Genomic DNA, 13,899 nt, shown 5'->3' on the forward strand with positions numbered 1-13,899 from the left:
CCCGCACTATCCCTCGTGATCCGGACGGACTCTCCGGGCGGCGAGCCCGTCCGGATCCAGGATGGTGATTCGCCGGTACCCGTTCTCGATCAGGTCCTGTTCGCGCAGGTTGCGCAGAGACCGCTGGACGGTGTCGACCGAGGACGTGCCGACCAGGGCCGCCAGCTCGGCCTGACTGAACCAGTTCGGCAGGGCCGTCGACCCGTCCTCCTGCGGCTCGCCGCAGATTTCAGCGAGATCGAGCAGGACGCTGACCAGCCGATCGAGCACCGGCCGGGTGGCCATCTCCACCCGGCGCCGGTTCGCCACGGAGAGTTGGTCGACGACCAGGGCATTGAGCAACTCCGCCACCTGCGGCCGATCACGGAGAAAGGTGCGCAACGTCTGCGGCAGGATGAAGCGAGCCGTGATCGGCGTGCAGGCGATGACGGTCGCGGACCGCAACTGACCGCTCATGGCGGCGAGGTCTCCCACCGGGTCGCCGGCCGCGCGGATCGTCAGGAGCACCGGCTCCGTGCCGTCCTCCGCGATGACCTTGACGAAGCCGGTCAGCAACAGCAGCGTCTCGCGCGTGGCCGCGCCCTGTTTGAGGAGCACGTCGCCGGTGCGGTATCGGCGCTCCACCCCCAGCCCGATCACCTCCTCGCGTGTCTGCGCCGGGAGCCGAGCCAGGAGCGTCTTCGGCCCCCACTGCTGAGACACCATGCCGGACCCCCAATGCGCAGACGTAGCTGAGTCAAAGGGTTGTCTCAACCGGCTGGTGGTCCCATCGGGATTTGGGCGCATAGCGTTACCCGGCTGGATGATTGCGTCCGGGTAGCGCCGGGATCGGGGCAATCTACGCACGTGGTCCACGTGTGGATGGCGCCCCGGATGCCGACAAATGCCGATCGACAAGCCGTCGACCGTGGTCCAGCCTTCGCTCGAAGGGTGCAGGTGCCAACATCCGGGACTGGGTAAATCTTCGCCGCAAAACACGCATAACGGACAGAGGCAAACGGTCCGTCTCGATATGACGAAAGACCTGAAGATCCAACAAATCAGGCCAATTCCCTCGTAGTGTCCACGCGGCGCCGATGCCCGCCCTACGATGCGTCGGCTCAGGCCTAGATCCGCCAGGGTGTTCGGGTGCCCTCGGGGCCGGCCAGCGCCAGCGAGGCGCCGGTCAGGATCATCGCGGTGAAGCCGGTCCAGAAGCCCCAGGCGAGGCCGATGTTCAGGCCGTCGCTGGCGTACGCGTTGAGGTCGTCCCGCTGCATCCAAGCCGCCGCCAGCGAACCGGCCGGGTCGGGATCGGGACCTAGGCTGAGCTCGATCGTCGGGGCCGACAGCCACTCGCCGGACGCGTCCCGCTGGTCCAGGGTGAGAAACACCGCGATGGCGACCGCGGCCAGCAGCACCGCCCAGACCGGTCCGGGGACCCGCCCGCGGACGAGCCGCCAGACCAGCCACAGCGCGGCCGCGCCGAAGACGATCAACACGGCGGCCGTCCACCGGGACGACATCTGCCAGGCCGAGCCGAAGTAGGTCGCCACGTGGGTGCCGCCGGCGTCGCGCACCTGCACGCTTACCGCCCACCAGGGCAGAAAGGCGCTGGCCAGGACCAGTAGGCCCGAGACCGTCACCGCACCTTCGCGCCAGCCCAACCCCATACCGGGACCTTAGGCAAAAATTGTCGGGGTAAGAGAGCGGTTAGCTATGTGCGACCGAAAGGGGAAGAACATGCGCAAGACCACACTGGGCAGCGGCGGGCCCGAGGTCGGCGTCATCGGACTGGGCTGCATGGGCATGACGCACGCCTACGACATGGCCGCCGAGCGCGACGACGCGACCTCGATCGCGGTCATCCACGAGGCGATCGATCTCGGGATGACGCTCATCGACACGGCCGACGTCTACGGGCCGCACACCAACGAGGAGCTGGTCGGGCGGGCGCTGGCCACCGGCGGCTACCGCGATCGAGCGGTGCTGGCGACCAAGGTCGGCCTGGTCAGCGCGCTGGGCGGCACGCCGAACAAGAATTCCTCCGGCGCGATCAAAAACGGCAAACCCGATTACATCCGTACGTCGATCGACGACAGCCTGCGCCGTTTGCAGACCGACCACGTCGACCTCTATCAGCTGCACCGGGTCGACGACGAGGTCCCGATCGAGGAGTCCTGGGGTGCGATGGCCGAGGCGGTCGCGGCCGGCAAGACGAAGGCGATCGGCCTGTCCGAGGTGACCGTCGACGAGATCAAGCGAGCGCAGGCGGTGCACCCGGTGGCGTCGGTGCAGTCGGAGCTGTCGCTGTGGACCCGGGACGCGCTGGCCGAGGTGGTGCCGTACTGCGAGCAGCAGGGCATCGCCTTCCTGCCCTTCTCGCCGCTCGGCCGTGGCTTCCTGACCGGGCGTTTCGCCTCGCTGGACGACGTGCCCGAGGACGACTTCCGGCGTCGGCTGCCGCGCTTCCAGCAGGAGGCACTCGAGGCCAACCAGGCGATCGTCGACCGGGTGCGCTCGATCGCGGACCGGCTGGGCGTGACTCCGGCCCGGGTGGCGCTGGCCTGGGTGCTGGCCCAGGGCGAGTACGTGATCCCGATCCCGGGCACGAAGACCCCGAAGTACCTGGCCGACAACGCGGGCGCCGCCGACCTGACGCTACGCGACGCCGACCTGGCCGAACTGGACTCACTGCCGGCCCCAGCCGGCACCCGCTACTAGCCCCGCGGGCCCGCCCGGCGGCCGCGGCACCGGGGGTGACCAACGACGGTTGCCGGGCTGGGTATCCGGGGACTGTTCGGAGGGCGTACCTCTAGTTTTTGATGCAGCAGCCGCTGCAAACCTTGGGCTTCGGCAGGGTGAAGGCCAGGCAGCAGGTTTTGCGTTGGACGTCGAGCTGGCCGTTCTGGTCGGTGACCAGTTCGGTCAGGTCTTCGACGCCGAGGGCGCGGTGCAGCGTCGTGATCGTGTCGGCGGAGGATCCGGGGACCGCGTCGGCCGAGCGGAGGATGCCGTAGGCGACGCCCGAGGCCAGCGAGCCGAGCAGGGTGCGCTTGCCCAGCCGGACCCGCCCGTGGATGGCGTTGAGCAGCGGGGTCAGGTGGTTGTCGAGCAGCGAGCGGCGCAGTTCGGCCAGGAGCGCCTCTTCGTCGGCGACCACCCGGACCCGAGGGTCGGCGGTGAGCGCCAGCGGGTCGTTCGGCAGGACCGCCACCGGGATGCCGGCGCGCAGGCCCAGGGTGAGCAGCGGGCGCGGGTCGTTGAAGTGCACCAGCACGTTGTCGCTGCTCAGCAGGGGGACGCGGCGGGCCGAGGCGTATCCGAGGACGGCCGGCAGGGCCGACCAGTAGGTGTAAGCCTTCCAGGCCAGCGCGGCGGCGGCGTGCGGCTGGGCGTTCCAGCGGCGGCCGGCGGTCGCCAGGAGGAGGTCGAGCTTCGTTTCGGCCAGCTCGGAGGCGGGGGTCCAGTTGGTTTGATCGTGGACCAGGAGATCGGGAGCGAGGCCGGCGATCTCGGTGCTGGTGCCGAACATCGTGGTCAGCGTCGCGGTCACCGGGGTGAGGGGCGCGAGGACGGGGGTCGTCAGAGCAGTGGTCACTGACCGCTACCGCTCCGAAGCGACATAACCGCTTTCACCTCGCCGTACCTCGTCTACCCGGGCTCTCCAAGACGACTCACCGTACACCTCTAAGGCTAGCCTAACCAACGCGCCCAACCCGATCTTTCGGACGAATACCCTCGGCAAGGGTTGCCTAACCGTGCGTTCCCGCGTTGCCCGAGACGTTGGCGGAATCGTCAAGGTATCTGTCGGCTAAGTGCTACTAGCACCTTGAGGACATGGGCGGCGGCGACACTGAAACTCTCGTCGCGAAGGGGACATCGATGATGACCACCTCGCCCGTCGAGCGGGCCGCTGATCAATTCGTAACGGCGCTGGCGCATTGGCGGGTCGAGCGCGGCATGAGCAAGAAGCAACTGGCCGCACGCATGGGCTTCGACCCCTCCTACGTCAGCCATGTCGAGGGTCGTCGACATAAACCCACCGAGGACTTCGCCCGTCGGGCGGAAGCCGTCCTCGGCGCCGGCGGGCTGATTTGGCAGCGCTTCCAGGAGTACGACGAACTGCGTCACGCGCGGGGTGCCACCCTGCACCGCGATCCGCCCGTGCCGGTTCAGTGGATGCCGCCGGGCACCGGCGTGATCGTCGAGCAGGAGGTCGCCGAGCTGACCTACGCCGACGGCGCCTACCGCTGCCGGGTTCGGCGCAACCTCTACAACGCCGGCTCCGAGCCGGTCACCCGGTACCTCGTGAAGATCTCGGTGGACCGGTACCCGCACGACCCGACCGGCTCCAACCGGCATCACCGCCGGCACCCGCTCACCTTCGAGGAAATGAACATCGAGGCGCTCGCGGGTGAGGGTGCCGCCGGTGAGGCGATGCAGTGGCGGGTCAAGCTCGACCGGGACGCGGCCAAGGAGGTGTGGCTGCTCTTCGCGAACGAGCGCGGGCAGTTCCCGCTCTACCCAGGCGAGCGCACGACCATCGAGTACGCGTACACGGTCGGCGTCGAGAAGTGGGGCCAGTGGTTCCAGCGGGCCGTGCGCCTGCCCACCCGGCGCATCACCGTCCGGCTCAACTTCCCGGCCACGTTCGACCCGCAGGTGTGGGGGGTCGAGACGTCGCTGGCCGCTGAGGTGCCGGTGCGCACCCCGCTCGAGCGGCACCAGGACGGTGACCGGGCGATCTTCGAGTGGACCACCGACGCGCCGCTGCTGAACGCGCGCTACCGGCTGGAATGGCGGTTCCGCGGGCCGGGTGCGCCGTCCTACGCCGAGTACGCCCCCGGCGAGGAGAACGGCAAGCCGCGCGCCTCGTCCGCGATGCGCGGCATCGGCATCGTGCAGCGCGGCTCCGACCTGCTGCGGCAGCGGGCCCGGCACTTCCAGCTGCCGCGTGAGGCGGCCGACGCCCGGGAAGCGGTCAGCACGCTGCTCACCTCGCTGCGCCGGCTCGAGGAACTGCACGACTTCAGCAAGGGCGTCGGTCTGGCCGCGCCGCAGATCGGCCGCTCGGTGGCGGCCGCGGTGGTGCGCCCGCCGGACCGGGCCGCCGAGCCGGTGGTGCTGCTCAACCCCCGGATCGTCGACGAGTCCGGCGACCGCGACGAACAGTACGAAGGGTGCCTGTCCTTCTTCGATTACCGCGGCCTCGTCCGGCGGCCGCTGCGCATCGAGGTGGAACACGCCCGCTTCGACGGTGCCCGGGTGATCACGTCGTTCGACCGGGCGATGGCCCGGCTGGTCGCGCACGAGATCGACCACCTCGAGGGCCGGCTGTACGTGGACCGGATGCACGCGGAATCCAACCTGGTGCCGGTGGCGAACTACCAGCAGACCGGCCGACCCTGGGATTACTAGTTCATATCCGTAAAGCTGTCATATTTTATGCGCACCGACGGCACCTGCATCTCGGCCAGCGTCTTCAGGGTCGACTTGACCATCGGCCCGGAGCCGGACACGAAGAAGTCATGGTTGTTCCACGGGCCGTAACGGGCGACCACATCCGAGATGTTGCCCTGCTCACCGGGGAAGGTCGGGTCCTCGCTGCACGCCGTCACCACCGACAGCCACGGGTAACGAGCCGCGAGCCGGTTCAGGTCGGCCAGGTCGTAGAGGTCGTCCCGGCTCTTCGCGCCGAAGAAGACGTGCACCCAGCGCGTCCGGTTGTACCGGGTGAGCTCCTCCAGCAGCGACTTCACCGGGGCCAGGCCGGTACCGCCGGCGATGAACACCGCGTCCCGGGTCGACCGCCGATCCAGGTTCATCGTCCCCATCGGGGCGGCCAGCTTGATCATGTCGCCGACCTGGAGCCGGCGCACCAGGGCACTGGACACCCAGCCGGCCCCCAGCGACCGCACGTGGAACTCGAGCGTGTTGTCCCGGCGCGGTGCGTTCGCCATCGAGTACGTGCGCCACAGCCGCGGCTGGTACTTCGTGCATTCGATGCTGAGGTACTGCCCGGCCCGGAACTCGAGCTGCTGCATCGGCTGCACGGTGAACACGGCGAGGTCGCGCCCCCGGCGCTCGTGCGCCACCACCTCGGCGTACCAGTAGGGCGGGTTGGTGTCGGCGTCCGCGCCGGCGATCATGCGCGAGGCGATCACCGCGTACGCGTCCGCCCACGCCTGGTCGTACTCGACGCCCCACTCCTCACCCGCGTGCGCCCGCATCGCCTCGATCAATGCGCCCCCCACCACCTCGTAGTGTTCTGGTTCCACGTGGAACTTTTTGTGATCACGACCGAGAGCCTTGAGGTACTCGTCGAACTTCTCCGGGTCGTCCAGGGTCTGCACCGCGGTGACGATCGCGTTCAGCAGGCGGGAGCGCTGCACGTCCATATGCACCGGAAACAGGTCCCGTAGAGCCGGATGAGACAGGAAGATCCGGGCGTAGAAATAGCCGGCGACCTTGTCCTGATGCTCCTCGACGAGTGTCCAACTCTCCTTGAGCAAGCGAGCGAGGTCTCCCATGCCCTTCAGGGTGGTCACGTCAGTCGCTAACCCGACGCACGAAAAGTGCGACTCGTCTCAGTGCGGACCCTGGTAACCGGCGCGTCGCTTGCCCGGATAGGTCCGTTTGTGCTTAGCGGACTATCGTTTCCGGGTGACTTCAGATCGGGTGGCACCCAGTAATCGCGTGCTCACCGGCGAGATCGTCATCGTGCTGTTCCTGTCCCTCGGACAGTCGGCGGTCTACGCGGTCGTGTCGCTGATCGCCAAGCTGACCGCCGGCAAGCCGCTGTCCTCGCAGTCCGCGGTCCTCAACGCGTCCCGGTCACCCCGGCCCTACCTCGACCTCACCTACCAGCTGCTGGAGATCGGGTTCTCGCTGATCCCGGTCGCGCTGGTGCTGTACCTGCTCATGCGCGACCAAATTCCGGTGCGCCGCACCCTCGGCCTGACGGCCGATCGACCCGGCTTCGATCTCGGCTGGGGCACGTTGCTGGCCGCCGGCATCGGAATTCCCGGGCTCGGCCTGGTGTACGTCGCCAAACTGCTCGGCCTCAACGCCACGATTGTGCCGGCCGCGTTGCAGTCGGTCTGGTGGGCCGTGCCGGTGCTGGTGCTGTCGGCGGTGCAGAACGCGGTGCTGGAAGAGGTCATCGTCGTCGGCTACCTGATGACCCGGCTGAAGGCGATGTCGGTGCAGGTGGTCTGGGTGGTGGCCGCGTCCGCGGTGCTGCGCGGGTCGTACCACCTTTATCAGGGGTTCGGGGCGTTCATCGGCAACGCGGTGATGGGGGTGGTGTTCGCCCTGTTCTTCCTGCGCTTCAAGCGGGTGATGCCGCTGATCGTGGCGCACAGCATCCTGGATATAGCCGCCTTCGTCGGCTACACCCTGTTGCCCGCGTCCTGGCTGACCTGGATCTAGACTCGCGCCTTCTTGTAGTAGGCCTCGGCGCGGGCGGCCACGCTCTGGGCCGACGCTGTGCTGGTCAGGACCGCGGCGAGCAGGCTGGTGCCCGGGAAGAACCGGCTCGCCAGCCGCAGCGCAGTCCAGCCGCCGGCCTGCGCGGCGACCATGCGGCCGAAACGCCACACCGCGTCGCTGAGGCCACCGTCCTCATAGGCCGGCCGCCGGGCGGCGGCCAGCGCCACCTCCGCATCCGACCGAGTCGGATGCACGCGGGTGATGACCAACAGGTCGGCGGCCCGCTCCGGGTCCGTCGGATCCAAGCCGTACGCGGCAGCCAGGTGCAACACCACCTCAGCGTGCGTCACCGCGGCCGTGCCGAGCAGGGTGATCGGGGCGTACGACCCGGCCACCGCCCCCACGATCCCGCCCAGACTGCCGAACCGGGTGAATTGCTGCTTCGCGAGCCGGGCCAACGCCCGATCGTCGGCGGCCGGGTAGGACTCCCGGGTTTGCGCGGCCCAGTCCTGGGCTTTCGGCCCGAAGGTCTGCACCGCGGCCAGGGCGAGCAGTTCCGGAGCGTGGCCCGGGTCAGCGATGAGCTTGGCCCAGGGGTCGGTGCGCTCACTCGCCGGTTCTTGCCGCACCGAGCCGGCCGCCGTTTCCACGGCGGCGGGCTTGTCCTCCGCGATCGCCGAGGGCGACAGCTCGGCGGGCGCCTCAACGACGGCCAGGCTGGCTGGGACCTCAAGGGCCGACTCGGCCTCAGGGTTCGCGGCGGTCGGCGGGTCGGCTGGGGCTTCGGCGGCCGTCGGGCTGGCTGGCGCAGTTGGGGCCGGTTCGGCCTTCGCGGTCGCGGCGGGCGCTGGCGCGGCGGGCAATTCGATGGCGGCCTGGGCGCTGGGGATCGGCGCTGCTTCCGGGCTCGGGCCGGGCCTTTCACCGGAGGTTGGGGCGGCCGGTTCTACCTCTGCCTCTGCGCTCACCGTGCGGTCCGGCTCCGGGACGGCTGCGTCAGCCTGGGGAGCCGGCTGGGAGGGCAACGGGGCAAGCGAGTCGGTAACGGCGGGCAGTGCCGCCGCGTCGGTCGCCGATGAAGGTGTCGGCTCGACGGCTGGTTCTGTGGCGGCCGGAGGCGCGGGTGGTGGGGTGGCGGCCGCGCTCGGCGGCGTGGTCTTGCGGGGTGTGCGCTTGGCGGGGGCGGCCTTCTTCGGCGGGGCGGCCTTCTTTACCGGGGCGCGCTTGGCGGGACGCGGGGTCACTGCCGTGGGCTCTGCCGGAGCGCTGGGCGGCTCGGCCGGGGACACAGGTTCGGCCGTTCGCGTGGGCGTCGACTCGGACTTCGGCTCGGGTTTCGGCGTGGGCGTCGGCTCGGGCGTGGGTGCCTGCTGGGTCGGGCGTGCCTTGCGCGAAGGGGTCGGGCGTCCGCCAGCCTGATCAGGCTGGCCCGGCGGAGGGGTCGGGTGCCCGCCGGCGTGATCAGTTTGGCTCGTGGGTTGGGTGGGCGGGCGGGTTCCCGTACGGGATGGGGGCCTTTGCGAAGAACGGCCCGGTGTGGGGGCAGATGCCGGACCCACGACCGGGTGATCCTCGGCACTGGGAGCTTGGAAGGTGACCGGCGGAGCCGCCTTGGCGGCGCGGCGCGGAGCCGGCGCGGAAGGCTTTTTCTCAGGCGTGGCCGGCTCAGGCGCACTGAACGCAGGCCCAGCGGGACGAGCACCACGGCGCTCAGTGGGCGGCTTCTCCTCCATGCCGTGGCAGCCTAGCCGCAACGAGACCATTTCACCTGCTGGAGTCGGCTAAGCCGGCCGCGCCGCGCGCGAGGGGGCAACCTCTTTGTGCGCGCCAGACCGGGTCGGGTATCCTCAACCGTCGGTGGCCTGCAAGGGCCATCGGGGAGACTTCGCCTAGTCCGGTCTATGGCGCCGCACTGCTAATGCGGTTGGGGTTTTATAGCCCCTCCCGGGTTCGAATCCCGGAGTCTCCGCGTGTAAAGCCGGTGTGTATGCTGGCGAAGCACCGGGCGCCCGTAGCTCAATGGATAGAGCATCTGACTACGGATCAGAAGGTTAGGGGTTCGAGTCCCTTCGGGCGCACAAAAGATCAGAGCCGTGACCTGCGGAAACAAGGGTCATGGCCCTTTTGCTTCCCGGATTCTGCCAAGCCTTCCCACTTTGTGGAAGCTGGGTGATCGGTGGGCGATTCTGTGTCGCCGCCGTGTTGTTCCACAGTGGATTCGAAGTTTGAGCCGGACTTTTCTACTCGGTCACGCTCGGATCGCAAATCCCGGCTGACTACTGAGAGTGACATTCGGCGGACGGCTGTTCGCGCCGTGCCGTCGTCTGGTCTCGTCTCGCCATGACCCGTATGGCGGCGGCCTTGTCCGGTCACCTTTGCGAGACAGAACCGAGCCTGGGCTCCCTTTGGCAGTATCACCGATCGCCACATCCGTCGCCGTCCACGCCCGGACGTCAGCCAGAGTCACCCGGCGGCCGCATCCACTTTCCGCCGCCGGCCGGCGACGATGAAGGTAACGGGTAGGTAACGAAGCTCATGGTCGTGTGCCGTCGCGGTGGGCGGGGGCGTGGAAGTCTCGTCAACGCCCCCGGGACAAAGGACCCCAATATGCGAAAGCCCTTGCTCACCGCCATCGCCGTCAGTGCCGTAGCTACCGGCCTGTGCGGCGCTCTGGCCACCGCTGCGATCGCCGCTACCGGTGACGAAACCAAGCCGGTGGCCGCTGCCGCACCCGTACAGGCTCAGCAGCCCGTGTCCCACCATGCCGTCACCCAGGCCCAGGCCGGGTCGTCGGCTAACAAGGAGCTGCTCCGGCTCGAGGAGAAGATCAAGCTAGGCGGGCCGTGGACCTCGGTACAGGTCGCCGAGATGAACCGGCTGGTGGAGCAGTTGAAGGTGGACGGCAAGGCCACGCCGGAACAGCTCACCTGGCTCGCCCTGACGCCCGCCGAGAAGCTTGAGAACGCCGCCCCGGTGGGTCGTAACTGAGTGGAGCACCAGCACACCGGTGACCGGGAACAGCCGGACTTCGACGAGTTCTACCGGTCCGCGTACTCGCGGCTGGTCGGTCAGCTGTTCTCGGTCACCGGCAGTGTCGAGCAGGCCGAGGACGTCGTGCAGGAGGCGTTCATCCGCGCCCTGAGCCGCTGGGCGCGGATCCAGGCCTACGACGTCCCCGAGTTGTGGGTCCGCCGGGTGGCGATCAACCTGGCGGTGAGCGACCTGCGCCGGTTACGCCGGCGGGCCACAGCCCTGCTTCGGCTGGGTGCCCAGCGGCCGCCGGCCGTGCTGTCGCCCGAAATCGCCGATCTCGCCGCATTGCTGCGGCGGGTGCCGGCCAACCAGCGCGCCGTTCTGCTGCTGCATGACGTGCTGGACCTCCCGCTGGAGCAGGTGGCCGCCCAGCTGAACCTGCGCGTCAGCACCGTCCGTGGTCGCCTCGCCCGGGCCCGCGCGATCCTCGCCCGGCACGTCGCCACCGATACCGATGCGGAAGGACCGGTGTCCCGCCATGTCTGATCCTCGCGACAGCCTCCACCGCCTGGTCGAGGAGGGAGCTCTCGCCGCCCGGCAGCCACCGCCGGCGAGCCTGCGCCGCCGTGCTCAACGCCGCCGCACGGTCCGCGCCGCCACCATCGCGGTGGTCCTGGTCGCTGCGGCCGGTGCCGCTCTTCCCCTGACCCGCCGCCATGATCACCAGCCCGCTCCGGCGACAACCGCCGCCCCCCGGACGCTGGCCGCCGATCCGGCGAAGACCGTCTCCGGCGGCCTCATCACGATCTCCGGTGCCGGCTGCACCCCGGGCCGGACCGTGTCGCTCGGCCTCCGCTGGGACGCCGGCGCCCCGCTGAGCCCGACGATGACGCAACGAAAAGAGCAGCTGAACCCACCGGCCACCGCCCCTACCGCCGGCAGCCGCGACCTGACCACGACGACCGCCCTAGCCACCGGAACCTTCACCGCGAACGCCACGATCCCCGCCGACGTCACGATCCGTACACCGACCCTGTGGGCACGCTGCCCGGCACCGGACACCACAAACCTGCTGACCCAGTCCGTCCCGATCCAGATCAACAACCCCTGAACAACCTCTTCGTACGCGCGACCAGAGGGTCCGCCGGGCCGCACGGCTGTTCAGGCGCGCTTCCAGGTTCGGGTGGTTGTGTATTTGACGTTGCCTAGCTTGTCGTACGCGCGTACCTGGATCTTCATGGTCTTTTTCTGGGTCTTGGCCTTGAAGGTCAGGACGTAGGCGGCCCTGGTGTCGGTGGCTACTACCTTGCCGTTGATCAGTAGCTCTACTCGGGCTATGCCGCTGGTGTCGGTTGCGTTGACGCTCACCTTGACCGTGCCGGAGACCCTGGCGCCGTTCTTCGGGGCCTTGGTGATCGAGACGGTGGGGGCCTTGTTGTCGGCGATGACGGTCCGCCGGAAGGTGCTTAGGTTGCCCAGCTTGTCGGTCAGGTTCCACCACAGGACCAGGTTGCCGTTCGCGGTGCGGGTGGGCACCTTCAGGGAGTACGGCGCGGTGGTGTCTCGGCCTATGTAGGTGCCGCCGGCCCAGAGGTCAGCGCGGGCGACGCCGGCGGCGTCCTGGACGCCGTTGATGGTGCTGGTGAAAGTGCCTCGGACACGAGTGTTCTCGGTCGGGCTGATGGAGGTGGCGGTGGGCCCTTCGCCGTCATTGACCACCAGACGGCGCAGCGTGGTGTGGTTGTCCAGGTGATCGCTGACATCCAGGACGAAGCCCCACGTGTTCGCGCCGAGCTGCTGGGGCGGGGAAGAGGCGGTCCACTGGTTGGTTCCGGCGATCCGCGTCAGCGGGAAGCCGTTGACCAGGCCGCCGGCGACGTCATCGGCGGCGGCCGCGGTGAAGATGACCTTGGTGTTTCCGCCGACGTGTTCGCCTTCGCGCGGTGACGTGATGGTTCCGGCCGGGCCGGTGCTGTCTACGCGTACGGTCACCGTCTTTTCGCCCTGACGGCCCGCGTAGTCGACGGCGCGGACGGTGACCGGGAGGTCTCCGTCGAAGCCGTCAGGCGGGTTGAGAATCAGGTCCCGCGCCCAGCCGGCGGCGTGGGTGGAGTCGACGACCTGGCCGCCGACCACGAGTTCCAACCGGGCGATGCCGTGGTCGTCGGTGACGCTGACCGCTCGCACGGTGTCGGCGTTCCCGCCGCCGAGCACCTGGCCGTCGACCAGGCCCACCCCGGTGACCTGGGGCGCCTCGGCGTCCGGCAGGCCGCCGAAATCGTGCACCAGGCGGGCCGCGTTGAGGATCCGGGCGTCGTACGGCTCGACCCGGATGAGACCGATGCCGGACTCGGCCGAGCTGACGATCGCGGTGCGCACCTGTTCGGGGGTCGCCGCCGGCCGTACCGCTAGTGCCAGCGCCGCGGTGCCGGAGACGATCGCGGTCGCCGCCGACGTGCCCTGAGCTATTTGGACAGTGCCGTCACGGCCGAGGACCCAGGTCCGGTCCGGGGCCAGCACGTCGATCCACTGATCGGTCGCCGAGTTGTGGTTGGAACCGATCGACGGGGCGCCGTACTCGTTGATCGACCCGACGGCCAGCACCTGGTCGAAGCCGGCCGGGAACTGCCGGGCGGTCGTCGCGGTCTGCCCGGCCGACCCGACGATCAGTGCACCGCGGCGGTCGGCGTGCTCGACGGCCTCGGCCAGCAGCCGGCTGCGAGTCGGGGTGCTCAGCGACAGGTTGATGACGTCCGCGCCGTGATCGGCCGCCCAGACGATGCCGGCGGCGACATCCGCCGAAGTGCCCTCGGCCGCGCGTCCGTCACGGTGGCCGAGAACCCGTACCGGTAGGACTCGGCACTTCGAACAGATCCCGGCATCGCCGGGCCCGCTCTTGAGTTCACCGGCGATCAGGTTCGCCACCTGAGTGCCGTGATCGTCATCGTCGGAAGCGTCACCGTCACCGTCGACGAAGTCCCAGCCCGCCGCCAGCCGGTCCGGGCCGAGGTCGGCGTTGCCGGTCACGCCGGTGTCGACCACGGCCACGGTCACCGACGAACTGCCCAGGGTCCACGTCGAGGCCTGGGGAATCTGCGACATCTCCAGCCAGCGATAGTTGGACCCGGTGGGGTCGTAGGCGTACTGGGGAATGTCGACATGTGGGGAATCGGCATGCACGGTCGAGCCCGCCTCGGCGTAGCGGACACCCGCATCGGCCGCCAGCTGCGCCAGGACGGTGTCGCGGTCGGACGCGGCGACGTCGATGGTGATCGCGTCGAGCCCGGCGACCGTGTCCCAGTCCAGTGATGGACCGGTGAGGCGTCCGACGACCGCCGCCGCGTCGGCACCGGTGGCCAGGCCCACGTCGAGGCGCACCGCGGCGTCGCCGGCCCGAGCCGCCGGCGGCGCCCCGATAACGGCCAGCAGCACGGCCGTCAGGCTGAAAGAGAGAACGCGCACCGATGGCCCCCGAACCACAGATCCATAAAGGACGAGCCGGAGCTTAGTCGC

12 protein-coding genes and 2 tRNA genes are annotated in these 13,899 nt (G+C 69.2%); 8 read left to right on the top strand and 6 right to left on the bottom strand.

The window, feature by feature from the left end; all coding sequences use genetic code 11:
- Nucleotides 1-6: 6 nt before the first annotated feature.
- Together Ate02nite_RS38855 and Ate02nite_RS38860 are read right to left on the bottom strand one after the other, a co-directional pair.
- Complete coding sequence (locus tag Ate02nite_RS38855; protein WP_203812909.1) at nt 7-705, bottom strand: Crp/Fnr family transcriptional regulator; 699 nt, start codon at nt 703-705, stop codon at nt 7-9.
- 401 nt (nt 706-1,106) lie between these two features.
- Nucleotides 1,107-1,652, bottom strand: coding sequence for a hypothetical protein (locus Ate02nite_RS38860; RefSeq protein WP_203812910.1), 546 nt, complete (start codon nt 1,650-1,652; stop codon nt 1,107-1,109).
- 70 nt (nt 1,653-1,722) lie between these two features.
- Between Ate02nite_RS38860 and Ate02nite_RS38865 the strand changes: the two genes are divergently transcribed.
- Entirely contained in the window at nt 1,723-2,703 is a 981-nt protein-coding gene (locus Ate02nite_RS38865) for an aldo/keto reductase (protein ID WP_203812911.1), read from the top strand.
- A gap of 91 nt (nt 2,704-2,794) precedes the next feature.
- Here Ate02nite_RS38865 and Ate02nite_RS38870 read toward each other — a convergent pair whose 3' ends face one another.
- A complete protein-coding gene (locus Ate02nite_RS38870; RefSeq protein ID WP_203813096.1) occupies nt 2,795-3,514 on the bottom strand; it encodes an IucA/IucC family C-terminal-domain containing protein in 720 nt (239 codons plus the stop codon).
- 353 nt (nt 3,515-3,867) lie between these two features.
- Between Ate02nite_RS38870 and Ate02nite_RS38875 the strand changes: the two genes are divergently transcribed.
- Nucleotides 3,868-5,400, top strand: coding sequence for a peptide deformylase (locus Ate02nite_RS38875; protein ID WP_203813097.1), 1,533 nt, complete (start codon nt 3,868-3,870; stop codon nt 5,398-5,400).
- Here Ate02nite_RS38875 and Ate02nite_RS38880 read toward each other — a convergent pair.
- The gene (locus Ate02nite_RS38880; protein WP_203812912.1) at nt 5,397-6,512 is read right to left on the bottom strand and encodes a globin domain-containing protein; all 1,116 of its coding nucleotides are present in this window, start codon (nt 6,510-6,512) and stop codon (nt 5,397-5,399) included. The two genes, Ate02nite_RS38875 and Ate02nite_RS38880, sit on opposite strands and share 4 nt — an antisense overlap.
- Before the next feature lie 133 nt (nt 6,513-6,645).
- Here Ate02nite_RS38880 and Ate02nite_RS38885 point away from each other — a divergent pair, with 133 nt between their 5' ends.
- Nucleotides 6,646-7,413 (top strand): CPBP family intramembrane glutamic endopeptidase, encoded by a 768-nt coding sequence (locus tag Ate02nite_RS38885; RefSeq protein ID WP_203812913.1) that lies wholly within the window; start codon nt 6,646-6,648, stop codon nt 7,411-7,413.
- Here the strand turns inward: Ate02nite_RS38885 and Ate02nite_RS38890 are convergent.
- Nucleotides 7,410-8,657, bottom strand: coding sequence for a hypothetical protein (locus tag Ate02nite_RS38890; RefSeq protein WP_203812914.1), 1,248 nt, complete (start codon nt 8,655-8,657; stop codon nt 7,410-7,412). The genes Ate02nite_RS38885 and Ate02nite_RS38890 overlap by 4 nt on opposite strands.
- Nucleotides 8,658-9,291: 634 nt before the next feature.
- Between Ate02nite_RS38890 and Ate02nite_RS38895 the strand changes: the two genes are divergently transcribed.
- The 5 genes from Ate02nite_RS38895 to Ate02nite_RS38915 all read left to right on the top strand — a co-directional run bounded on the left by Ate02nite_RS38895 (nt 9,292) and on the right by Ate02nite_RS38915 (nt 11,497).
- Nucleotides 9,292-9,382: transfer RNA gene (locus Ate02nite_RS38895), tRNA-Ser, on the top strand.
- A gap of 36 nt (nt 9,383-9,418) precedes the next feature.
- Nucleotides 9,419-9,491 (top strand) — tRNA-Arg (locus Ate02nite_RS38900).
- A 529-nt stretch (nt 9,492-10,020) separates the two neighbouring features.
- Nucleotides 10,021-10,401, top strand: a complete 381-nt coding sequence (locus Ate02nite_RS38905) for a hypothetical protein (protein ID WP_203812915.1) — start codon at nt 10,021-10,023, stop codon at nt 10,399-10,401.
- On the top strand, nt 10,402-10,932 hold the full coding sequence (locus tag Ate02nite_RS38910; RefSeq protein ID WP_203812916.1) for a sigma-70 family RNA polymerase sigma factor: 531 nt from the start codon (nt 10,402-10,404) through the stop codon (nt 10,930-10,932).
- The gene (locus Ate02nite_RS38915; RefSeq protein WP_203812917.1) at nt 10,925-11,497 is read left to right on the top strand and encodes a hypothetical protein; all 573 of its coding nucleotides are present in this window, start codon (nt 10,925-10,927) and stop codon (nt 11,495-11,497) included. Before Ate02nite_RS38910 ends, Ate02nite_RS38915 begins: the two co-directional genes overlap by 8 nt.
- Nucleotides 11,498-11,547: 50 nt before the next feature.
- Here Ate02nite_RS38915 and Ate02nite_RS38920 read toward each other — a convergent pair whose 3' ends face one another.
- Nucleotides 11,548-13,848, bottom strand: a complete 2,301-nt coding sequence (locus Ate02nite_RS38920) for a S8 family serine peptidase (protein WP_203812918.1) — start codon at nt 13,846-13,848, stop codon at nt 11,548-11,550.
- Nucleotides 13,849-13,899 lie beyond the last annotated feature (51 nt).

Source organism: Paractinoplanes tereljensis, assembly GCF_016862435.1.
Classification (GTDB): domain Bacteria; phylum Actinomycetota; class Actinomycetes; order Mycobacteriales; family Micromonosporaceae; genus Actinoplanes; species Actinoplanes tereljensis.

Coding starts and splice junctions, on each gene's coding strand:
- Ate02nite_RS38855 (WP_203812909.1), bottom strand. CDS start 705: ATGGTGTCTCAGCAGTGGGGGCCGAAGACGCTCCTGGCTCGGCTCCCG.
- Ate02nite_RS38860 (WP_203812910.1), bottom strand. CDS start 1,652: ATGGGGTTGGGCTGGCGCGAAGGTGCGGTGACGGTCTCGGGCCTACTG.
- Ate02nite_RS38865 (WP_203812911.1), top strand. CDS start 1,723: ATGCGCAAGACCACACTGGGCAGCGGCGGGCCCGAGGTCGGCGTCATC.
- Ate02nite_RS38870 (WP_203813096.1), bottom strand. CDS start 3,514: ATGTTCGGCACCAGCACCGAGATCGCCGGCCTCGCTCCCGATCTCCTG.
- Ate02nite_RS38875 (WP_203813097.1), top strand. CDS start 3,868: ATGACCACCTCGCCCGTCGAGCGGGCCGCTGATCAATTCGTAACGGCG.
- Ate02nite_RS38880 (WP_203812912.1), bottom strand. CDS start 6,512: ATGGGAGACCTCGCTCGCTTGCTCAAGGAGAGTTGGACACTCGTCGAG.
- Ate02nite_RS38905 (WP_203812915.1), top strand. CDS start 10,021: ATGCGAAAGCCCTTGCTCACCGCCATCGCCGTCAGTGCCGTAGCTACC.
- Ate02nite_RS38915 (WP_203812917.1), top strand. CDS start 10,925: ATGTCTGATCCTCGCGACAGCCTCCACCGCCTGGTCGAGGAGGGAGCT.